The organism is Pseudochelatococcus contaminans (genome assembly GCF_014195635.1).
GTDB lineage: Bacteria > Pseudomonadota > Alphaproteobacteria > Rhizobiales > Beijerinckiaceae > Pseudochelatococcus > Pseudochelatococcus contaminans.
Genome location: NZ_JACICC010000001.1, coordinates 440007 through 460450 on the forward strand (window position 1 = coordinate 440007; position 20444 = coordinate 460450).

Consider the following 20444-nt stretch of genomic DNA (forward strand, 5'->3'; position numbering starts at 1 on the left):
TAAGGATTGATAACATGGTTACCGGCACCGTGAAGTGGTACAATGAACAGAAGGGCTATGGCTTCATTCAGCCCGACGCCGGCGGCAAGGACGTTTTCGTTCACGTGACGGCCGTTCAGCGCGCCGGCCTGAACTCCCTGGCTGATGGCCAGAAGATCAGCTACGAATTGGAAACCGATCGTCGCACCGGACGCGAATCGGCAGTCAACCTGCAAGTGCAGTGACACGCATCAAACGCACCTGAGTTCATTTGACGTGCTTTTTCAGGCGGGGCGTTGTTGCTTCGCCTGAAATACATTATATCAGATGCCGATGGCGTGTTTCCGGTCAGGTCCGGACAGGCCGGTGGAGTCCGCGCCGCTGCGCGGCCATGGTAAACAATGTCCACGCGTGACGATCCGGAGGCAGCCGCCAATGTGGCCTGCTCTTTACGATCGCACAGAGCGCTCGGCCAACAGAAGGTATGTTGATGGCTAAAGAAGAAGTAATGGAATTCGAAGGTCTCGTGACCGAAATTCTGCCTGATGCCCGTTACAGGGTGCAGCTCGACACGGGGCATTCCATTGTCGCCTATACGGCTGGCAAGATGAAGAAGCACCGTATCAAGACGCTCGCTGGCGATCGCGTGACCGTCGAGATGTCGCCGTATGACCTTGAAAAGGGACGGCTGATTTTCCGGCATCGCGAACAGCACGCTGGCCCGCGCCCGGCCGGATCCTCCGCTCGTCCCCAGTTCCGCCGTCGTTGATCCGGCATTGGGCTGCGGCAGCCGCCGCTGGCCCAGCCTGTCGCTGGTTGTCACGGATAAGCCCTGATGAGTCTCATCGGGGCTTTTGGCGTTTGGCCTGACTGATTTTTGTTGAAGCGTTATCAATCGGTGGCATCTTGGCCAAATGCGCTTTTGTCTTTGGTTAAGTGCGTGGCCGCAATCCCGCTTGCAGTTGGTGGCTGTTCTTGTCAGCATGCATCCTGCGACAGTTGCGGGAGATAACGATGAGTGTGTTGCTGGCCTTGCACGATTGGCCTATCGAGATATGGCGCGAGCGGTTTGCCGCGCTGCTGCCGGATATGGACATTGTCGCGCTTGGCGAGCCTTTTGATCGGCGCAGCGTTCATTATGCCGTCGCCTGGGGGCATCCGCCGCGCAGCCTCAGCGGGTTGCCCAATCTGGCCGCTATCCTTTCGCCGGGGGCGGGGGTGGACCACCTGTTTCGCGATCCTGATCTGCCTGCCGTGCCGGTATTCCGCATCATCGACACTGACCTGACGACACGGATGAGCGAATACGTCGTCCTTCACTGCCTGCTGCATCTGCGCGGCTTGCTGCGCGATCAGGCCAATCAGCGTCTGCACCGTTGGGAGACGGATTATCTTCAGCCCGCGGCGGGAGATGTGCGGGTCGGGCTTTTGGGCTTTGGTGTGCTCGGTCAGGATGCTGCTAGGAAACTGGCGGCTGTCGGTTTCGATGTTGCGGGCTGGTCGTATGGCGGCAAAGAGGTTGAGGGCTTCCGGGTGTATGCCGGTGCGGCGCAATTGCCGGCCTTTCTGGCGCGGACAGACATTCTCGTCTCCCTGCTGCCGCTGACCGATGAAACCCGGGGTATCCTGAACCGCAAACTTCTAAGCGGACTGGCGCGCGACGGCAGACTGGGTCGGCCTGCGCTGATCAATGCCGGCAGGGGTGGCTTGCAGAACGAGGCGGATATTCTTGAGCTTTTGGGCGACGGGACGCTCGGCGCGGCGTCGCTCGATGTTTTCGAAACCGAACCGCTGCCTGTGGACTCGCCATTGTGGGATCATCCGTCTGTCGTCATCACCCCTCATAACGCTGCAGTGAGCAATCCGGATGCGATCGCCCGGCGCATCGCCGACCAGATCATTGCCATTGAGGCGGGAGAAGTGCCCGAAGGTCTGGTCGACCGATCACGCGGGTATTAAGGCCGTCCGATCAGACGGGTTTATCTGCAGCCATTAAAACCACGGTTCAATGCAAGTCATGGGTGTAGATGAATTTCGGCATGCTCCAGCCGAAACGGAGCGCCAGCAGGCGCAGGGCGAGACCTGCGCTCATTGAGGTCGCCAGCACGAGGTTATACGGCAGGCCGGCCATTTCGCCGCCGACGTAGAGTAAGCCTGTCAGGATCGATACTGTCGCATACAGTTCGGCGCGGAACAGCAGCGGCACGTCGTTGCATAAGACGTCGCGGAGCACACCGCCCATGCAGCCTGTGAGCATGCCGGACACGATCACCACGATGAATGGCAGGTCGAGGCCGATGGCGACTTTGCAGCCGATGACGGTGAACACGACGAGACCGACTGCATCGAGGAACAGAAACATATGCCGCAGATGATGCACGTAGCGGGCAATCGCAATCGTGGCCAGCGCGGCTCCGCCGGTGATCAGCAGGTAGTTGGGGTGTGCGACCCATGAAAGAGGATAGTGGCCGAGGACGACATCCCGAACCGACCCGCCGCCAAGCGCCGTGACGCAACCCAGCATGTAGACGCCGACCCAATCCATCTGGCGTCTTCCCGCAGCCAGAGCAGCGGTCATCGCCTCGGCCGTAATTGCGGTGAGGTAAAGAATATGCAGAACGTCATCCGGTTCCGGGCTGGTAATCAAGTCAAGGTCCATTCAGTTCTCTCCGCACCGGACGGCTTCGTTTATTTGATTTTTACATGTGTATTGCATTAAGTATTAGTATTATAACAAATAATGTCGCGGCATAGTGGTCTGAGTTGTGAAGCGGCGCCCGGTAAACATAGTGTTTTCAGTCCGGATGTTATTGCTACGCCTTAAGATGGTCGGCTACCGGGTCCAATCCGGGTAAATTCGGTCCCACGGGCACGATGCCGTTGGGGTTGAGCGCGCGAATGGAATAATATCCGTGCTTGATGTGATTGATATTGACGGTCTCCCGGACGCCCGGAACGTCGAGCACGCGCAGAAGATAGGCGGTGAGGGCCGGATAATCCGCCAGACGGCGCAGATTGCATTTGAACAGCCCGTAATAGGCGGCGTCGAAACGCACGAGCGTCACGAATGCGCGGATATCCGTCTCGGTGAAATGTTCGCCGAAAAGAAATGGTCCGCCAGCCGCAAGCCGTTTTTCCAGATCATCGAGGGCGTTGAAAACGTCAAGGAAAGCCTCCTCATAAGCGCCCTGCCTGGTGGCAAAACCTGCGCGATATACGCCGTTGTTGAGGCGCGGGTAGATGCTGTCGTTGAGCGCGTCGATCTCTGCGCGCAACGCCTGCGGATAGAGATCGAAGGCAGAGCTTGCGAGATCGCCGAAGCCTGTATTGAACATCCGCACGATGTCGGCGGACTCGTTGTTGACGATGGTCTTCCGTTCCTTGTCCCAGAGCACCGGCACGGTGGCGCGGCCGGTATAGGTGGGGTCGGCCAGCGTGTAGATCTCGTGGATATACGTCGCGTCGTTCAGCGTGTCGCGATTGGCTCCGGGGTAGTCACCGAAGCGCCAGCCTTGCTCGGTCAGTTCCGGCTCGACGACACTGACTGAGATGATGTCCGAAAGGCCTTTCAGCGTCCGGGCGATCAGCGTGCGCGAGGCCCAGGGGCACGTCAGCGCGACATAGAGGTGATAGCGCCCCGCTTCGGCGCGGAAACCGGCTTCACCCGTGGGGCCGGCACTGCCATCCGGCGTGATCCAGTTGCGGAAGCCGGAAACCTGCCGAACGAAACCGCCTTTTTCATCGGACTTCTGGACCGGCTGCCAGTCTTGCGTCCATTTTCCGTTTACCAGCATTGGTTTGCCCTCGCTATCGGCGGTTCGTCGGTCATCGGCGGCAGGATACAGCAGTTTGTGTCCAGGTCGATGCGCCGGGTTGAACGCGCGCTGTGGAGAAATAGCATGCCGCTATGCCGGTTTTATGAGGCCTCTGCATCCGTGGATGGCGGAGTTGTTCCATCCGGCCAGCTTTGGGAGATGCGCGGCAGGTTCATTTCAATCCAGTCGGCCAATACGCGCACCTTGTCCGCCACCTCCGCGCCAAGGGGCGTCAGGCTGTATTCGACATGCGGTGGCACAACGGGATAAGCGCGGCGCGCGACGAAGCCGTCGGCCTCAAGCCCTTGCAGGGTCTGGGCCAGCATGCGCTCGCTGACGCCGCCGATGCTGCGGCGCAATTCGCTGAAACGATAGGTGCCCGACTGAAGCGCAATCAGAACCAGCACGCCCCAACGGCTGGTCACACGCCGCAGCACGGCGCGTGACGGGCAGGCCGTTGCCAGCACATCTCCGCGTCTGAGCTTGTCGGATAACCCCAGCAGCGGTTCGCCTTCGTGACCCGGCTCCAGGTTGTTCGGCTCCAGGTTGTTCGGTTCAAAGTTATGCGGCTCCAAGTTGTCCCGCTGCGCGGTTGCCCGAGGAGGAATCATCCATGCTTACCTTTTTGTGTGTACTTACGAAGCGTTCGCATGATGGGTATATTGCATTTGCCACATATGGAAACAACCCGTCAGAGAACCAAAGGAAAGCAGCATGACTATTGCCGTCACCGGAGCCACCGGCCAGCTTGGCCGCCTCGTTATCGCGGGCCTGAGGGACAGGCTTCCATCGGCGTCCATCGTCGCGCTGGTTCGTAACCCGGCCAAGGGAGCCGATTTGGGCGTCGACGTGCGTCTGGCCGATTACGAGCGGCCGGAGACGCTTGAGAAGGCACTTGTGGGAGTGGACAAGCTGCTGATCATCTCGTCCAACGAGATCGGCAAGCGCGCTGCCCAGCATCGGAATGTCATCGATGCCGCCCGGAAGGCGGGGGTGAAGGAAATCGTCTACACCAGCCTGCTGCATGCCGATACGTCGCCGCTGAGCCTGGCGTCCGAACATGTTGCGACCGAAGAGGCGCTGGCGGAATCCGGCGTTCCTCACGTTATCCTGCGCAATGGGTGGTATACCGAGAACTACACCGGCTCCGTGCCGGTTGCGGTCAAGGTGGGCGCGCTCTCCGGCAGTGCGGGCGAAGGCCGGATCGCGTCGGCGACACGGGCGGATCTCGCGGAGGCGGCGGTTGCCGTTCTGACGGGCGAGGGGCACGCCGGCAAGGTCTATGAGCTGGCAGGCGACGAAGCTTATACGCTGGCCGATCTTGCTGCCGAAATCTCGCGCCAGACCGGCAAGGACATCCCCTGCAACAATCTTTCGGAAGCAGACTATGCGGCTGTTCTGAAAAGCGCCGGGCTTCCAGAGCCGTTGGCCCTTGCGATTGCATCGTGGGATGCCGGGGCCGCAGAGGGCGCGCTGTTCGATGACGGTCGACAGCTTTCGGCCTTGATCGGTCGCCCGACCACGTCGCTGAAGGATGCTGTCGCGTCGGCATTGCGGACCTGATACGGCCCTTGCCGTCACGCTGATGTGAGGTGTCTGCGCGTCCAATTGGTGGTCTTTCCGTTTTTCAGCGGAAAGACCATGCGGGCCGCAGCGCCAGCGTGATGCTGGGATGTGATGTTGGAAAGGTTATCGGTTTATGGGTTCGATCGTCACTCGCAGAGCGCTTTTAAGGCTGGCTGGTGCGGCTTCGGTAACGGCGGCGATGGCCGGGGCCGTGCGCGCGGAAGGCGGCGGCAGCGTCTTTACGCCGGGGCCGGGTTTCGCCAACAGCACGCCCATCAGCGTGGCCGCAGCGGCGCTGCGCGTGCGTCGGCGCGATACGGTTGCCGCATTCTACCGCGAGGCTATCGGCCTTGCGTTATTAGAGGAAGGGCCGGGGTATTCGGTGCTCGGCGTTCCGGGGGTGCCGTTGTTGACGCTTGTCGATGCGGGCGATGCGTTTTTCGAGCCGCCGACACAGGCCGGGCTGTTTCACATCGCGTTCCTGATGCCGGATCGCCGGAGCCTTGCGGAATGGCTGGTGCATGCCGCGCATACACGCGTGCCGCTATCCGGTTTCGCCGATCACAATGTGAGCGAGGCGGTGTATCTGAACGATCCCGAGGGCAATGGCATCGAGGTGTATGCCGACCGCCCGGCCAGCGAATGGCAGTGGAATGGCGATGTCGTCACCATGGGCACGCACCCGCTGGATATCGACGGCATTCTCGATCTCACGACGCCCGAGCGGGATATCTACACCGGCGCACCTGCGGGGCTGCGCATCGGACACATTCATCTGCGCGTCGGCGCCATTGCGGAGGGCCGGCGGTTCTATGAGCAGGGGCTGGGCCTTGCTTCCACACGGGGGCAGCGGGCCGATGCGGCGTTCCTGTCGTCGGGCGGCTATCATCATCATGTGGCGCTGAACATCTGGAACAGCGCCGGCGCGGGGCTGCGCGATCCACGCAGCACGGGGCTCGACTGGTTCTCGCTCCGGGTTGGCGGACGCGCTATCGCCGAGGCGCAGTCCGAAAGGTTATCCGCCAGCGGGGCCGTGGTGACGGTGAGGGACGATGGTATCGAGGCCATTGACCCATGGGGCATACGGGTGCGCCTGCTGGCGGCTTCGGCATGACAATGCGGCGGTTTATTCCGCCCATTCGAGGTCAGTGGTGAAGACGATGGTCAGCCAGCGATCGGGGCTCTCCTCGCCAAGCGCCTCGCCGATCTCGTCGCGCATGGCGTCCCATTCCTCCAGCCGCCGCGCCGGGCCGTTGGGCGGAACGATGAAGAAAAGTTCGATCTGTTTGCCGCGTCCAACGCGTGCGACATAAGCCCGATAGGACGAGAAGCCGAAGCGCTTCACCATCTCCCGCGCCACGGTGTCGACTTCCAGCTTCAGGTCGCGCGGTGTCACCAGCAGGATATCGGCCAGTGCCTGCCGCACCGTGGCGATGGGAACGGGGATGATGATGAGGCACATCAGCGCCAGCACGGCCGGGTCGATGTAGGGCGATATCCACTCGTGGCGCGTGCCCTGAATGATATAACCCGCGCCGAAAGCGAACAGCAGCGCGCACGTCAGCCCGGCGGGCATCACCCACGCGCGCCCGTCCAGCGCCACCAGATCCGATCCCACAGACCTGTTGGCCCGGCGCACGTAAATCGCCATGCTCACCTCGCACACCAGCGAAATCGTCGCATAGATAATGGCGTAATCGAAGGATAGCGGCCTGCCGCCGTTGAGGAAGCTGTCGATGGACGTGATGAGCGCATAGGTGGCCGCCGCCATCAGCAGCACGCCGTTGAGGCCCAGCACCATCGGCTCCAGGTGCCAGAAACCCATGGTGAAGCGCTCGTCGAGCTTGCGCGATGTCGGGCCGCTGGCTTGGGACAACGCGATGAGACGCGCCACCAGCAGCGCGAGAATGGTCATCACCGCATCGGTCAGCGTGTAGATGCCGTCGAAGATGATGGATGTCGAACCCGCCAGCAGACCGAACGCCACGCCGATGCCTGCGAGAATGACGGTGACGACGATGGAAACGCGCAGGATATATTGTTCGCGGTTCATGAAGGCCGGCCAGAGGGGATGAGGCCATGTCCACGTTTCGTTGAAACGCGAAAACAGTCCAGGGTTCTGATTGTTGGGCGCATTCCTGTTGAATTGCACCGGCAGACTGCTGATGCGCCCCGTTGATGTCAAGCCGTGGCTTGTAAGCCCCGATGTTGCCGGTTCTTCAAAACTCGGTTCTCCATCGTTGTTTTGTAAAAAATTTGCGATATGCAATGACTGTCATCATCGCAACATAAAAGCATATAGATTTGAAATAGTTTAATGTTTGAGGAATTTGTTACGAAGGCGCGAAGATTGTGCTCTTATAGCCGCGATTCTAGTGCAGGGTGGTGCCTGCTTCGTAATAATTACTTTAAATCGCTGCTATAAATTTCCATGCCAGTCAGGCAGTCTTCATTGGCTCAAAACAAGGAGTTCGCCGATGCCCGCATCGGAAGTGATTTCTGATCGTCACCATGTCGTTGTCGTTGGTGCGGGTTTCGGTGGTCTGGAGGTGGTGCATCGCCTGCGCCATGCGCCCGTGCGCATCACGATGCTGGATCGCCGCAACCACCATCTGTTCCAGCCGCTGCTCTATCAGGTGGCGACCGCCTCGCTGACGACGTCCGAAATCGCATGGCCGATCCGTGGTCTGCTGCGGGCGCGTCCCGAGGTCACGACGCTGCTCGCATCCGTTGCCGGGGTGGATAAGGACGCACGGCAAGTGGTGCTCGATGACGGATCGACAGTGCCATATGACACGCTGGTGCTCGCCACCGGCGCGCGTCACGCCTATTTCGGCCATGACGACTGGGAACCCTTCGCACCCGGCCTCAAGGGGCTTGAAGATGCCACGACCCTGCGGCGGCGCATTCTGCTGGCCTTCGAGAAGGCGGAGCGCGAGACCGATCCGGCCCGCCGCGCCGCTCTGCTGAACTTCGTCATCATCGGCGCGGGGCCGACCGGCGTTGAACTGGCCGGCGCCATCGCCGAACTGGCGCGCGTCACGATGGTCAAGGATTTCCGCAACATCGACACCCGTCAGGCGCGGGTTGTGCTGATCGAGGCCGGTCCGCGCGTGCTGCCTGCATTCACCGAAGACCTGTCCGAATATGCCAAAAAGGCGCTCGAAAATCTGGGCGTGGAGGTTTCCGTCGGCCACCCGGTGACGGACTGCAATGCCGAGGGCGTGACCTACGGTGGCAATACGCTGGAGGCGAGCACCATCATCTGGGCAGCCGGGGTGCAGGCATCTCCGGCGGCGCAGTGGGTTGGCGCGTCAGCCGACCGTGCCGGGCGCGCGCAGGTGGAACCGGACCTCACGGTGCCCGGCCACCCGGAAATATTCGTGATCGGCGACACGGCGTCCGTGGTCGGCGCGGATGGCAAGCCGGTTCCCGGCATCGCGCCCGCGGCCAAGCAGCAGGGCCAATACGTGGCGGAAACCATCAGCCGCCGGCTGGAAGGCAAGGCGAGCGCGGGACCATTCCGCTACCATCATCAGGGCAACCTCGCCACCATCGGCAAGCGACTCGCGGTCATCGACTTTGGAAAGATCAAGCTGCGAGGCGCGCTGGCGTGGTGGATCTGGGGCATCGCCCACATCTACTTCCTCATCGGCGTGCGGAACCGGCTGAACGTGGCCATAAGCTGGCTGTGGATCTATCTGCGCGCGCAAAGCGGTTCGCGGCTGATCACGCAGGGAAGCGCTGCGATCGCGCCGCAGCGCCCGTCTGCGCCACCAGCGCCTGCGCCAGCATCACCAGCGCCTGAGCCGCTGCCACCGCCGCCGCTGCCGCCATCCGCGCAATAGCGCGGGGCATTGTTTCGTCTGCTGCACAAGTCATTTGACGTTTGTCCCGCTTGATCTTCTCCGCGTCTGGGGAACATATCATGGCAGGCAGGCATCATATGCGATAACGGGGAGGATCTGATGGCCAGGATTGATCGGCACGGTTTGGCAGTGGACGAGAAGCTGCACGATTTCATCGTCAATGAAGCGCTACCCGGCACGGGGATCGACGAGGAACAGTTTTTCTCGTCGCTGTCGGCCATCGTGCATGACCTCACGCCCCGCAACCAGGAATTGCTGGCAAAGCGCGACGCGTTTCAGGCCCAGCTCGACGAGTGGTACCGCGCGAATGGCGCGCCTTCCGACCAGGCAGCCTATGAGGCTTTCCTGCGCGAAATCGGCTATCTGCTGCCCGAGGGGCCGGACTTCACGGTTTCCACGGAGAATGTCGACGCTGAAATCGCGCATATCGCAGGTCCGCAGCTTGTCGTGCCGGTGTCGAACGCGCGTTACGCGCTGAACGCCGCCAATGCCCGCTGGGGTTCGCTGTATGACGCGCTTTATGGCACCGATGCGATTCCCGAGACCAATGGCGCGGAAAAGGGGCAGGGCTACAACCCCACGCGCGGCGCGAAGGTGATTGCATGGGTGCGTGAGTTCCTCGACGAATCCGTGCCGCTGGCTGGCGCAAGCTGGAAAGACGCGACCTCGTTTACGGTCGCGTCGGGCGTGCTGGCTGTCACGCTGCGCGATGATGCCGCGACGGCGCTTGCCGATCCGGAGCAGTTCGCTGGTTATCTCGGCGAGCCCGTGTCGCCGACCCGCCTTCTGCTGCGCAAGAACGGCCTGCACATCGAGATCCTGATCGACGCGACTACGGCTATCGGCAAGGACGATCCGGCGCATATCTCGGATGTGTGGCTGGAATCGGCGATCACCACGATCATGGACTGCGAGGACTCTGTCGCCGCCGTCGATGCCGAGGATAAGGTCGGCGTGTATCGCAATCTGCTTGGCCTGCTGAAGGGCGACCTGACGGAAGAGGTCAGCAAGGGCGGCAAGACGTTCACGCGCAAGCTGAACGCGGACACCGATTATACCGCACCCGACGGCTCGCACTTCCTGCTGAACCGCCGCTCGCTGATTCTGGTGCGCAACGTCGGCCACCTGATGACCAACCCTGCCATTCTGGATCAGGATGGCCGCGAGATTCAGGAAGGCATCCTCGATGCCTTCGTGACGGCGCTGATCGCCCTGCATGATATCGGTGAAGAGGGACGGCGGCAGAATTCCCGCGCCGGGTCGTTCTACGTGGTAAAGCCCAAGATGCACGGGCCGGAGGAAGTCGCGTTCGCGACGCAGCTCTTCACGCGCGTCGAGCAGGCGTTGGGGCTGCCGGCCAACACCATCAAGGTCGGCATCATGGACGAAGAACGCCGCACCACTATCAACCTCAAGGAAGCGATCCGCCAGGCGCGTGAGCGCGTCGTGTTCATCAACACCGGCTTCCTCGACCGCACCGGCGACGAGATTCACACCTCGATGGAAGCCGGCCCGATGATCCGCAAGGGCGACATGAAGCAGGCCGCCTGGATCGGCGCTTACGAAAACTGGAACGTGGACATCGGCCTCGAATGCGGCCTCTCCGGCCACGCGCAGATCGGCAAGGGCATGTGGGCCATGCCGGACCTGATGGCCGCTATGCTGGAACAGAAGATCGCTCACCCGAAGGCTGGCGCGAACACCGCGTGGGTTCCGTCGCCTACAGCGGCAACCCTGCACGCCACGCATTATCACAAGGTCAATGTCGCGGAGGTGCAGGAAACGCTCCGTCACCGCCCGCGCGCCAAGCTCTCCGACATCCTGTCGGTGCCGGTCGCCACGCGTCCTAACTGGACGCCGGAGGAAATCCAGCACGAACTCGACAATAACGCACAGGGCATCCTCGGCTACGTGGTGCGCTGGGTCGATCAGGGCGTCGGCTGCTCCAAGGTGCCGGACATCAACAACGTCGGCCTCATGGAAGACCGCGCCACCCTGCGCATTTCGGCGCAGCACATCGCCAACTGGCTGCATCACGGCGTGATCACGCGGGATCAGGTGCTGGAGACCTTCCGGCGCATGGCGGCGGTTGTGGACGGGCAAAATGCCGGCGATCCGCTCTATCGCCCCATGGCCAAGGACTTCGACGGCTCCGTCGCATTCCAGGCTGCGCTCGATCTGGTCCTGAAAGGTCGCGAACAGCCGAACGGCTACACCGAGCCGGTGCTGCATGCGCGTCGCCTGGAATTGAAGGCGAAGCTTGCCGGATAAGCCGTTATCGCGGCTGTTCTATCGGGGAAACGCCATAAACCCATAAGGGCAAAACGAAAGGCCGGTGAGGATGCTCACCGGCCTTTCCATTGATGGTAGCCGCAACAAACCCGCTGGCTCGCTGCCAGCGGGTATCGTTTATCAGAGCGTCTTCGCGATTTCGCGCAGGCGGAATTTCTGGATCTTGCCGGTCGAGGTTTGCGGCAATTCCGTAAAGATGACGGTGCGCGGGCACTTGAAGTGCGCCAGATGCTGGCGGGCGTGCGCGATCAGTTCTTCTTCCGTCACCGTGCTGCCGGGCTTGAGGTCGACATAGGCCACCGGCGTTTCGCCCCATTTTTCATCGGGCTTGGCCACAACGGCGCAGGCCGCCACGGCGGGATGGCGATAGAAGGCTTCTTCAACCTCGATAGAGGAAATGTTCTCGCCGCCGGAGATGATGATATCTTTCGAGCGGTCACGAAGCTGGATGTAGCCGTCCGGATACAACACGCCAAGATCGCCGGAATGGAACCATCCGCCGGCAAAGGCCTCCTGTGTCGCTTCCGGATTCTTGAGATAGCCCTTCATGACGATGTTGCCGCGGAACACGACCTCGCCGATGGTGTCGCCGTCCGCAGGCACTTTTTCCAGCGTGATCGGATCGACGACGGCGATCTCATCCAGTGCGGAGTTGCGCACGCCCTGACGTGCCTTCTTCGCGGCGCGGGCGTCGCTGTCCAGATCATCCCACTCGGGTTGCCATTCGTTCACGACGGAAGGACCATAGGTTTCGGTGAGGCCATAGAGATGGGTCACCGCGAAACCTGCCTCCGCCATGCCGGCCAGCACGGATTCCGGCGGCGGGGCAGCGGCGGTGTTGAACGTCACCGTCTGGGGGAAGGTGCGCTTGTCGACGGCGGGCGCATTCAACAGCGCCGACATCACGATGGGCGCGCCGCACAGATGCGTGACGCCGTGATCGGCGATGGCGGCATAAATGCCCTTCGGCCGCACCCAGCGCAGGCAAACGTGGGTGCCGGCGGTCAGCGCCAGCGTCCAGGTGAAGCACCAGCCGTTGCAATGGAACATCGGCAGCGTCCACAGATACACCGGCTTGCGGCCAAGATTCGCCTGCACCGTGTTGGCATAAGCCATCAGTGCCGCCCCGCGATGGTGGTAGACCGCGCCTTTGGGGTTGCCGGTGGTGCCGGAAGTGTAGTTGAGGGCGATGGCGTTCCACTCGTCATCCGGGCGCGACCAGGCGAAGGTCTCGTCGCCCGACGTGACCAACTCCTCGTAATCCAGCGTGCCGATGCGTTCGCGCTTGGGGGAGGGCGCATCGTCGCCATATTCAGGATCGTCGAAGTCGATAACCAGCGGCTTCACCGTGGCGAGTTCGAGCGCTTCCTTGATGACATGGGAGAACTCGCGGTCGACGATCAGAACTTTCGTTTCCGCGTGGTCGAGCTGAAAAGCGATGACGGCAGCATCGAGGCGGGTATTGATGGTGTGCAAGACGGCCTTGACCATGGGCACGCCGAAATGCGCCTCCAGCATCGGCGGCGTGTTGGAGAGCATCACCGATACGGTGTCGCCCTTGCCAACTCCCTGCTGCGCCAGCGCCGAGGCCAGCTTCAGGGAGCGGTGCCAAAACTCCCGATAGGTCCAGCGGGACGCGCCATGAATGATCGCGACCTGCGACGGAAACACCGTCGCGGCCCTTTCCAGATAGGTGAGCGGCGTTAGCGGCTGATAGTTAGCCGGGTTCTTGTCAAGGCCGGTCTCATACGGATTGGTCGTTTGCGAGTTGGGCATTTGTTTCCTCCAGAATTATATGCGGCGATTATGCACAGTCGCGGGCATGCGTCATCACACCGAAAGTTGAATTCCGGTTGTTTTTGCTTGCCCGATTCAGGAGTTGCACACAGGTTGAATGCCGGATTGGGTATTCCGGTTTTTTTGATTTTCCGCAAATTCCAAATGCCAGCGGCTTTATATAAGGTATCGGTGCCTTTATATTATGCAGCAACTTGCGCTCAATTCGATGGAGCCGATCGAGCGCAAACTGCTTGAGGCTTTTGCTTTGTTATTGCCGGGCATCCGAAGCAATCAGATTGTATTCCGATCAGTGAATGCGTCACCTGCAACGGTATCAGGTTGCGGGTTTTTCCGGCAGAATCGGGCAGGGCCTGTCGTTTGCGTCGACGGCGACCATAACAAACTCGGCGTCGGCCACCACTTCGAAAAGCTTGCTGAAACCGCGGTGAATCCACGCCTCAAGCTTGAGCGTCACCGAGGTATGCCCCACTTTCTCGATTGACGTATAGATGCTTAACGTGTCGCCGATCTTCACCGGCTTTCTGAACCGCACGTTGTTGACCGCAACCGTCACTGTCCGAATGTCGGTCAACTCATTGGTGCGTGCCGCCGCGGCAAGATCCATGCGGGCCATGATCCACCCGCCGAATATATCGCCTGCGGCATTGGAATCGGCCGGCATGGCGATCGTGCGCAGCATCAGCTTCATATCGTCGGAAGGTGCGGAGGTATCTGTCATGATGGAGTCCTTTCGTTTTCATCGTCCTGCGCGCATCAGCATTCTGATTTCATGGGCCGAATGCAAAGATCGTTGCGGATCGTATTCAAGACGAGGTATGCCTGGCATCAATGCAATTCTTCAGCAAAGAGTCGAATGCTGTCTTGCGCCTATCATAAAATATAATTGCTTAATATTATGTCGTTTGTATAAATATAAATCATTCAAAAATAAATATATTTCAATTTATTCATTTTTGCGATTAATAGGTTTCAGGTGTTTGTTGATACTGGTCGTGGTATGTCCAAGGCGCATTGAATTTCGTATTCATCCTGTTATCGTCCGCGCTTACATACGGGCGTCGATCGTTGGCGCAATAACAGGGCTGTCGATATGCTGGTCGATACGGATGAACTTCGAGCGTTTGAAACTGTTGCCGCCCGGCGCAGTTTCAGTATGGCATCCGCGGATCTCGGGTGCTCCCAGTCGACGATCAGCCAGCGCATCGCGAGGCTTGAGAAGCGGGTGAACCGCAAGCTTATCCGGCGCACGACACGCAGGGTCAGCCTCACGGCGGATGGGGAGGCGATGCTCATCTATGCGCGCGCCATCCTGTCCATCAACGAGGATGCCCGGCAGTCCCTGGTTCGCCCATCCATGCAGGGCACCTTGAAGCTCGGCGTCGAGGATGAGTTCGCGACGACCCGGTTGCCGCGTGTGCTTGGGCTGTTTCGCGAACAGTTTCCGGAATTCGGCTTGCGGCTGATTACCGGCCGCAATGAGCATCTTTATGACACTTTGCGCGCCCACGAGGTTGACGTCGTGCTGGGCAAAAGTCACGGTAGCCATTCCAACGGCGAGGTGCTCTGGCAGGAGGAACTGGTCTGGATGGCTGGTCCCGTGACGATATCTCCCTCGGAGCCGCTGCCGCTCATCTCTTATCTCAATCCAAGCATTACGCGAGGCGTGGCAGAAGCGGCACTGATGTCGGCGCACAGGGACTGGGTCACCATTGCTGAAAGCAGCAATCTGCTCGGTCTTATTGCTGGCGCACAGGCCGGTTTCGGCATCATTGCAACAGGCCGCAGTTTTCTTGTTCCGGGGCTGCGGGAAATCGCGGACGAAGCGGGGTTGCCGGCACTCGGGTCGCTCCACTATGTCATCGAAGGGCGTTCCAGCGGGGACAACCCTTCCGTCAACGCTTTTATCGCTGCCCTGAAGGGGATGGCAAGGCAAGTGTCTGCTGGCGCGGCATATTCGTTACCCTTCGACATCGCGGAATAATTGTAACATTTGCATGCAAGCGCTTCTTGCGATCATGGCATGGCATTTGGCCGTGCCATTTTATGATTCCAGCTTATGATCCTGGCCACAGTCATTTTATTGTCAATAGTTGACATCAGGTGATGTCCTTTGTTAACGATAAAAAACTGTGCTCGCTCGGGATATTTGCAATGAAATTCGGCCGTTTACTTTTGGCGAATATGCCTACTGTTGTATTCGCGGCCGCTGGGTTTTTGTCGGCGACAGGTGGGGCGGCGGCTTTCGATCTGTCTTCCACGCGCGCGGCGCCGGAGGGCAATGAGCAGAGTCAGTTTTCTGACTCTTCCAGCCTACAGGCTGCGCCGCAGCGAACAGGGTTTTTCGTTGATTTTGTCCCCGTCAACGAAGCTCGCATCGGGCTGAACGCGCACAATCCCACAGGCGTTGAAAGCGGTGTCGATTTGAAGGGTGAGGCGCTGTCCTCGCCTATTTTCAAGACTAATGAAACCAGCCGCTATCGCTGGTTCATTCCCCGGCTCAATCTCGGCGGCTCCCTCAATACCGAGGACGGAACGTCTTACGTCTATTCAGGTCTGGTCTGGACAATCCCGCTGACCGAACGCTTTTTTGTCGAAGGCCAGTTCGGCTTCGCCGCACATAACGGCAAGTTCGGGAACCGCAACTACGATAATCTCGGTGACTGTAACTGGAGCTTTCGCGAGGGCGCATCCGTTGGTGTGAAGCTCGATGAGCATTGGTCCGTGCTGGCGGGAATCGAACATCTGTCGCAAGCCGGTCTGTGCAGCGGCGGCAATGCTGGTCTCACCAACTATGGTGTAAAGTTGAGCTACGCCTTCTGATCTTCTCCTGTGGCGAACATGCTCTTGAGCGTGCCGCCATGTCGCTTTGCCCCATGCGTCAAATAACCACGGGCTGTGACGGTGAATTGCGCCGGGCGGCGCTTGCGCTGGCAGTCTGGTGCCGAATAAGATGCATCAGGAATGAATATTAGAGCCAGACCTTTGATTCATCCCTGTTTTCTGGGCTGTCCGCGTCAGGGCGGCGGCTTTTGGCATCTGCCATAACTTCTGGGAAGAAACACCATGAGCACATCCCTCGACACCACCCGGCTGCTGGCTGCTCTCGAAAACGTCGCTGTGATCTCCACGACTGACCTGCAGGGCAACATCACCTATGCGAACGACCTGTTCTGCAAGCTGACGGGTTATGCGCGCGAGGAGCTGATCGGCCAGCCCCACAGCATCGTCCGCCATCCGGCGGTGCCGAAGGCTGTCTACAAGGACATGTGGGACACCATCAAGGCTGGCGATATCTGGACCGGCATCATTCCCAATGTCGGCAAGGGCGGCGGCGTGTATGTCGTCGATACCACCGTACAGCCGCTGCGCGATGCCGCAGGCAATATCGACAGCTACATCAGTATCCGCCGTGTCATCAATGACCTGATGCAGAATTTCGAGGCCGTTGAGTTCTCGAAGGAAACCTTTGACGAATACTACGCCAATTAAAATATATAAAGTACACATCATGACATCCATCGCCGATCGTGTGATCATCGGTTACGGGTCCGAGTCCGGCAATGCCAGGGGGCTGGCGCAACGGTTGGGTGCGGCCCCCGCGTTGCAAGCCTTCGCGCCAGTCGTGCTGCCGCTGAATGACGTGCGGCACGATGAGCTTGGCAACCGTGACCTGCTGGTGATCATTTCAAGCTCGTTTGGCGATGGTGAGCCGCCAGCCAACGCCGAAGATTTCATGGTCCGGATACAGCAGACAAACGATCTGTCCGGTCTGCGCCATGCGATCTTCGGTCTTGGCGATACCGCTTATCCGAGCTTCTGCGGCTTTACAAAAAGCCTTTGCGCGGCACTGGCAGAGCGCCATGCGACCGCAGTCATCAACCGTGTCGATGCGGATGTGACTTTTGAAGCGTTCTTCGACCGCTGGGTGCCTGTGCTGCATCGTGTGTTGCAGGGCGATGAGCAGGCGGGGCGCGATCTGCATCTTCAGGTTGTCGCCTACGACGAAAACTCAGCCTTCGCCGCGCCGGTCGTCGAGCGCCGCCAGCTTAATCTCGACAAGCCTGGGGCGTGGCACATCCGCTTCGACATAACCGGCAGCGGCATGGCGTATCGCGCGGGTGACAATCTGTATGTCGTGCCCGAAAACGACACGGAGCTGCTGGCGGCGATTGCCGGCTGGTATAACGATCCGGATGTCGTGGATCTGCTTCGGCGCAGGGAATTGCGTCAGATCGGCAAATCGGTGTTGCGGGAGTTGGCGCGTCTTTCGGGTAATGATCGCCTCAAGGACATGCTCAAGATCAGCCGAAAGAAGGAGCTGGACGGCTACCTCCGTGGCGCTGATGTGCTGGATCTGCTGCGGGATTTCTGTACGCCGCAATCCGTGGAATCTGCCGCGCTGGCAAATCTGCTGCCTGCCTGCCTCCCGCGCGCTTACTCTATTGCGTCTGTGGGGGGCGATTTCGTCGATCTGTGCGTGCGCGAGGTTATCCATGAGCGCGGAGGCCGCATGCGGCGCGGCACCGCTACCGGCTGGTTGCTTGGCGACAGCGACAGCATCCGGGTGTTTTGCCGGTCTAACCCCGGTTTCCACCTGCCTGCGGATTCATCCGCTCCGCTGGTTTTGGTCGGTACCGGCACAGGCATCGCCCCCTTGATGGGGCTGTTGCGCGAAGTGCAGGCCGATGGAAAGCGCCGTGAGACCTGCCTCATTTTTGGCGAGAAGAGCAGCGAGCGAGATTTTCTGTATCGCGATGAACTCGCCGCTCTCCGCGCGGATGGCGTGCTGACGCATCTGTTGCCGGCATTTTCCCGCGATGGTCCTGAGAAATATTACGTACAACACGCCATTGCGCAGCATGGCGGCCAACTGCATGCGATGTTGGAGCAGGGCGCACATGTTTATCTCTGCGGCAACAAGCAGCACCTCGAACAAGCGGTAACGCAAGCGCTGGATGCAATCGCTATGCGCAATGGCGTGCAAGGGGAGGGCGTCGAGCCGGGAGGCGAGCCTCTCGCTGATGTCGTTCCGCTCAGTCAGGTGCTCATGCGTTCGGGACGTTTCCATCGCGAGCTTTACTGACGTTTTCGCGGGGGAGCGCTGAAACCGTTGCCGCACTTGAGGTAAATCCGGGCTGGCATCACCCCGACGCCGTGATTATCATGAGTCTCGATTCCAGAAGGCGGCTCAAGGTCGACGGCTGATGCTGTCGCGTGACCTGGCACAGCATGGACAGTGAGACGCGCCGATGCGGTTGACGAACTTTTCAGATTATTCCTTGCGCATGCTGCTGTATGCCGCGACGTGTCGCGATCGACTGATCACGATTGAGGAGACCGCTGATCTGTACGGCATATCGCGCCACCACCTGATGAAAGTCGCCAATCAGCTGACCCAGGCGGGTTTTCTCAAGGCCATTCGCGGCCGACACGGCGGGTTGGAGCTGGCACGTGACGCGGCGGAGATCCGCTTGGGCGATGTATTGCGGGCGACCGAACCGGATTTCGCGTTGGTGGAGTGCTTTGCGCCGGTCAAGCCAAATGGCTCTGTGTGCCGGATTTCCGCCAGTTGCCGTCTGCGCGGCGTTCTCGCCGAGGCGCTACAGGCTTTTATGGAAACGATGGATCGTTACACGCTGGCGGATGTTCTATTGTCGCCAGACGATTTTGGCTTGCAGCCCGCAGCTTGATGCCACAATGTCGCTTTTCGGTCGTCCGGGCAAAACGCTGTGCATTTTGCCCGGAAAGCTTTTCAGACCATTGCCCGGTTTAATGCGAGACGCCGGAGCCGCCGACAGCCACGATGGAGAAGGGCTGGCCTTCCACGGCAATCGTGCGTGTTTCCTTCAATGTCGCGGGGTCGAGAACGCGCACTACTGAATGACGCGGGTCCGTGATGGCGATCTGGCCATCAACCGTTGTCAGCCTTGGGCGAGGATCGCGCCAGTGACCGTCCTTGCTATAGGGCTCGGTGACCTTCGCTTTACGCGCAATCTTCCCGTCGATCACGTCAAGCACGTGCAGGTCGCCGTCCTCGGTCAGAATATAAGCGTTGCGCAGGTTCACGGGATCGAGAATAAAATCTACCCGCCGTGTCGGAAGCTCGACCAGACGGTACGGCTCATCGCTGTCGGGATCGATTAGTACAACCTTGTCGTCACCGTAGTTGCCGAGGAAGAACTTCAGCGATTTACCGCCCAGAATCGTTCCCACCTTGCCCTTCGGCAGGTTCTCTGGATAGGCCAGCAACTTCAGCTCCGGACCGTTTTTATCTCCCGGACCGGCGACCAGCACGCCTTCCTTGCAGCCGAATGCGACAAGACGCGCCGAAGTGGCCTCTCCGTGCAGATCCGTGCAAGTCGCGATGTCGCCAACCTGATTGCCGTCCTTGTCGAGCACCCGCACGCCCAGGCGAGGCGGCAAGGCATCCGGCTTGACCTCGGCCTTGGTATCCGGAACGGACACCAGCACGAACTGGCCTAGCGTTGCCGCGACACCATGATGGGGTGCTGTCGTATCGATGGAGCGGACTTGAACCTTGCCATCCAGCAACGCGTCTTCATCGATAATTTCGGCCTTACCGCCGCGGTCATAGAAAAGCACGAGGTGCCCGGATTGCGGCACGACATGGAAAGGCCGCTTCCCCTCGAAAGTTACGGGCAGCAGGGATGGGTCGGTGATCTCGATATCACGGTGATCGCCATGATCCGCAAGGTGAATGCCACTTCCAATGACATGCACGATGTCGGCATCCGGCTGTGCTGCGAACACCGTGCGGCCGGAAGCGCTTGCCGTAAGAGCAGCATGGCCCTTGACGTCGTAACGACCCAACTCCTTGCCGCTTTCGAAATCGATCACGCGAACCACAGGTTGTGTATGATCCGCGACAACCAGTCGCCATGCTTCCTTGTTGTCATGGTCCTCATGGGCCGATACCGCCGGTGAAACCAGCAGGACACCGGCCGCAACGGCAGCGCTTAGATGTCTGCGAACGTTTTTCATATGCATTTGCTCTGGTCCCTCAATCGCCCGACAGGCAGCCGGGAGCACGGCATTATTGCCAAGAAACTGGATCGTCAAGAAAATAGAAACGTTATTACATATCATTTTGTAGTGACAAGTC

Annotated in this window: 19 protein-coding genes; 12 read left to right on the top strand and 7 right to left on the bottom strand. The window is 60.0% G+C overall.

Features of this window, described 5'->3' with window-relative positions; genetic code table 11:
* Window positions 1-14 precede the first annotated feature (14 nt).
* The 3 genes from FHS81_RS01840 (at window position 15) to FHS81_RS01850 (ending at window position 1938) form a co-directional block, all read left to right on the top strand.
* Entirely contained in the window at window positions 15-224 is a 210-nt protein-coding gene (locus tag FHS81_RS01840) for a cold-shock protein (protein WP_183750318.1), read from the top strand.
* A gap of 245 nt (window positions 225-469) precedes the next feature.
* Window positions 470-748 (top strand): translation initiation factor IF-1, encoded by a 279-nt coding sequence (gene infA, locus FHS81_RS01845; protein WP_183750319.1) that lies wholly within the window; start codon window positions 470-472, stop codon window positions 746-748.
* 245 nt (window positions 749-993) lie between these two features.
* Window positions 994-1938 (top strand): 2-hydroxyacid dehydrogenase, encoded by a 945-nt coding sequence (locus tag FHS81_RS01850; protein WP_183750320.1) that lies wholly within the window; start codon window positions 994-996, stop codon window positions 1936-1938.
* A 46-nt stretch (window positions 1939-1984) separates the two neighbouring features.
* Here the strand turns inward: FHS81_RS01850 and FHS81_RS01855 are convergent, their stop codons facing one another.
* The 3 genes from FHS81_RS01855 to FHS81_RS01865 all read right to left on the bottom strand — a co-directional run bounded on the left by FHS81_RS01855 (window position 1985) and on the right by FHS81_RS01865 (window position 4405).
* Entirely contained in the window at window positions 1985-2638 is a 654-nt protein-coding gene (locus tag FHS81_RS01855; protein ID WP_183750321.1) for a trimeric intracellular cation channel family protein, read from the bottom strand.
* A 154-nt stretch (window positions 2639-2792) separates the two neighbouring features.
* Window positions 2793-3773, bottom strand: a complete 981-nt coding sequence (locus tag FHS81_RS01860) for a glutathione S-transferase family protein (protein WP_183750322.1) — start codon at window positions 3771-3773, stop codon at window positions 2793-2795.
* A gap of 122 nt (window positions 3774-3895) precedes the next feature.
* Window positions 3896-4405 (bottom strand): winged helix-turn-helix transcriptional regulator, encoded by a 510-nt coding sequence (locus tag FHS81_RS01865; RefSeq protein ID WP_183750323.1) that lies wholly within the window; start codon window positions 4403-4405, stop codon window positions 3896-3898.
* Between the two features lie 103 nt (window positions 4406-4508).
* On the opposite strand from FHS81_RS01865, the gene FHS81_RS01870 reads away from it, so the two are divergent.
* The gene (locus FHS81_RS01870; protein ID WP_183750324.1) at window positions 4509-5357 is read left to right on the top strand and encodes an SDR family oxidoreductase; all 849 of its coding nucleotides are present in this window, start codon (window positions 4509-4511) and stop codon (window positions 5355-5357) included.
* A 136-nt stretch (window positions 5358-5493) separates the two neighbouring features.
* Window positions 5494-6474: a VOC family protein gene (locus tag FHS81_RS01875; RefSeq protein WP_183750325.1), complete on the top strand. Its 981-nt coding sequence runs from the start codon at window positions 5494-5496 to the stop codon at window positions 6472-6474.
* A 12-nt stretch (window positions 6475-6486) separates the two neighbouring features.
* On the opposite strand, the gene FHS81_RS01880 is transcribed toward FHS81_RS01875, so the two are convergent.
* A complete protein-coding gene (locus tag FHS81_RS01880) occupies window positions 6487-7413 on the bottom strand; it encodes a cation diffusion facilitator family transporter (protein WP_183750326.1) in 927 nt (308 codons plus the stop codon).
* A 424-nt stretch (window positions 7414-7837) separates the two neighbouring features.
* Between FHS81_RS01880 and FHS81_RS01885 the strand changes: the two genes are divergently transcribed.
* Complete coding sequence (locus tag FHS81_RS01885) at window positions 7838-9208, top strand: NAD(P)/FAD-dependent oxidoreductase (RefSeq protein ID WP_210281492.1); 1371 nt, start codon at window positions 7838-7840, stop codon at window positions 9206-9208.
* Window positions 9209-9328: 120 nt separating this feature from the next.
* Window positions 9329-11500, top strand: coding sequence for a malate synthase G (locus FHS81_RS01890; RefSeq protein ID WP_183750327.1), 2172 nt, complete (start codon window positions 9329-9331; stop codon window positions 11498-11500).
* A gap of 141 nt (window positions 11501-11641) precedes the next feature.
* Here FHS81_RS01890 and FHS81_RS01895 read toward each other — a convergent pair whose 3' ends face one another.
* A complete protein-coding gene (locus FHS81_RS01895) occupies window positions 11642-13297 on the bottom strand; it encodes an acyl-CoA synthetase (protein ID WP_183750328.1) in 1656 nt (551 codons plus the stop codon).
* A gap of 337 nt (window positions 13298-13634) precedes the next feature.
* On the bottom strand, window positions 13635-14039 hold the full coding sequence (locus FHS81_RS01900) for an acyl-CoA thioesterase (RefSeq protein WP_246374380.1): 405 nt from the start codon (window positions 14037-14039) through the stop codon (window positions 13635-13637).
* Between the two features lie 372 nt (window positions 14040-14411).
* On the opposite strand from FHS81_RS01900, the gene FHS81_RS01905 reads away from it, so the two are divergent.
* The 5 genes from FHS81_RS01905 (at window position 14412) to FHS81_RS01925 (ending at window position 19011) form a co-directional block, all read left to right on the top strand.
* Entirely contained in the window at window positions 14412-15302 is an 891-nt protein-coding gene (locus FHS81_RS01905) for a LysR substrate-binding domain-containing protein (RefSeq protein ID WP_183750329.1), read from the top strand.
* Window positions 15303-15424: 122 nt separating this feature from the next.
* Window positions 15425-16141 carry an acyloxyacyl hydrolase gene (locus tag FHS81_RS01910; protein WP_183750330.1) on the top strand — a complete coding sequence of 239 codons (717 nt, stop codon included), beginning with the start codon at window positions 15425-15427 and terminating at the stop codon, window positions 16139-16141.
* A gap of 243 nt (window positions 16142-16384) precedes the next feature.
* Complete coding sequence (locus FHS81_RS01915; protein WP_183750331.1) at window positions 16385-16810, top strand: PAS domain-containing protein; 426 nt, start codon at window positions 16385-16387, stop codon at window positions 16808-16810.
* 19 nt (window positions 16811-16829) lie between these two features.
* Complete coding sequence (locus FHS81_RS01920) at window positions 16830-18404, top strand: flavodoxin domain-containing protein (protein WP_183750332.1); 1575 nt, start codon at window positions 16830-16832, stop codon at window positions 18402-18404.
* Window positions 18405-18570: 166 nt separating this feature from the next.
* Window positions 18571-19011, top strand: a complete 441-nt coding sequence (locus FHS81_RS01925; protein WP_183750333.1) for an Rrf2 family transcriptional regulator — start codon at window positions 18571-18573, stop codon at window positions 19009-19011.
* 79 nt (window positions 19012-19090) lie between these two features.
* Here FHS81_RS01925 and aztD read toward each other — a convergent pair whose 3' ends face one another.
* On the bottom strand, window positions 19091-20329 hold the full coding sequence (gene aztD, locus FHS81_RS01930; protein WP_428982418.1) for a zinc metallochaperone AztD: 1239 nt from the start codon (window positions 20327-20329) through the stop codon (window positions 19091-19093).
* Window positions 20330-20444 lie beyond the last annotated feature (115 nt).

Excerpts from the sequence above, each read along its gene's own strand:
- FHS81_RS01840 (WP_183750318.1), top strand. The coding sequence starts at position 15 with ATGGTTACCGGCACCGTGAAGTGGTACAATGAACAGAAGGGCTATGGC.
- infA (WP_183750319.1), top strand. The coding sequence starts at position 470 with ATGGCTAAAGAAGAAGTAATGGAATTCGAAGGTCTCGTGACCGAAATT.
- FHS81_RS01850 (WP_183750320.1), top strand. The coding sequence starts at position 994 with ATGAGTGTGTTGCTGGCCTTGCACGATTGGCCTATCGAGATATGGCGC.
- FHS81_RS01855 (WP_183750321.1), bottom strand. The coding sequence starts at position 2,638 with ATGGACCTTGACTTGATTACCAGCCCGGAACCGGATGACGTTCTGCAT.
- FHS81_RS01860 (WP_183750322.1), bottom strand. The coding sequence starts at position 3,773 with ATGCTGGTAAACGGAAAATGGACGCAAGACTGGCAGCCGGTCCAGAAG.
- FHS81_RS01865 (WP_183750323.1), bottom strand. The coding sequence starts at position 4,405 with ATGATTCCTCCTCGGGCAACCGCGCAGCGGGACAACTTGGAGCCGCAT.
- FHS81_RS01870 (WP_183750324.1), top strand. The coding sequence starts at position 4,509 with ATGACTATTGCCGTCACCGGAGCCACCGGCCAGCTTGGCCGCCTCGTT.
- FHS81_RS01875 (WP_183750325.1), top strand. The coding sequence starts at position 5,494 with ATGGGTTCGATCGTCACTCGCAGAGCGCTTTTAAGGCTGGCTGGTGCG.
- FHS81_RS01880 (WP_183750326.1), bottom strand. The coding sequence starts at position 7,413 with ATGAACCGCGAACAATATATCCTGCGCGTTTCCATCGTCGTCACCGTC.
- FHS81_RS01885 (WP_210281492.1), top strand. The coding sequence starts at position 7,838 with ATGCCCGCATCGGAAGTGATTTCTGATCGTCACCATGTCGTTGTCGTT.
- FHS81_RS01890 (WP_183750327.1), top strand. The coding sequence starts at position 9,329 with ATGGCCAGGATTGATCGGCACGGTTTGGCAGTGGACGAGAAGCTGCAC.
- FHS81_RS01895 (WP_183750328.1), bottom strand. The coding sequence starts at position 13,297 with ATGCCCAACTCGCAAACGACCAATCCGTATGAGACCGGCCTTGACAAG.
- FHS81_RS01900 (WP_246374380.1), bottom strand. The coding sequence starts at position 14,039 with ATGACAGATACCTCCGCACCTTCCGACGATATGAAGCTGATGCTGCGC.
- FHS81_RS01905 (WP_183750329.1), top strand. The coding sequence starts at position 14,412 with ATGCTGGTCGATACGGATGAACTTCGAGCGTTTGAAACTGTTGCCGCC.
- FHS81_RS01910 (WP_183750330.1), top strand. The coding sequence starts at position 15,425 with ATGTCCTTTGTTAACGATAAAAAACTGTGCTCGCTCGGGATATTTGCA.
- FHS81_RS01915 (WP_183750331.1), top strand. The coding sequence starts at position 16,385 with ATGAGCACATCCCTCGACACCACCCGGCTGCTGGCTGCTCTCGAAAAC.
- FHS81_RS01920 (WP_183750332.1), top strand. The coding sequence starts at position 16,830 with ATGACATCCATCGCCGATCGTGTGATCATCGGTTACGGGTCCGAGTCC.
- FHS81_RS01925 (WP_183750333.1), top strand. The coding sequence starts at position 18,571 with ATGCGGTTGACGAACTTTTCAGATTATTCCTTGCGCATGCTGCTGTAT.
- aztD (WP_428982418.1), bottom strand. The coding sequence starts at position 20,329 with ATGCATATGAAAAACGTTCGCAGACATCTAAGCGCTGCCGTTGCGGCC.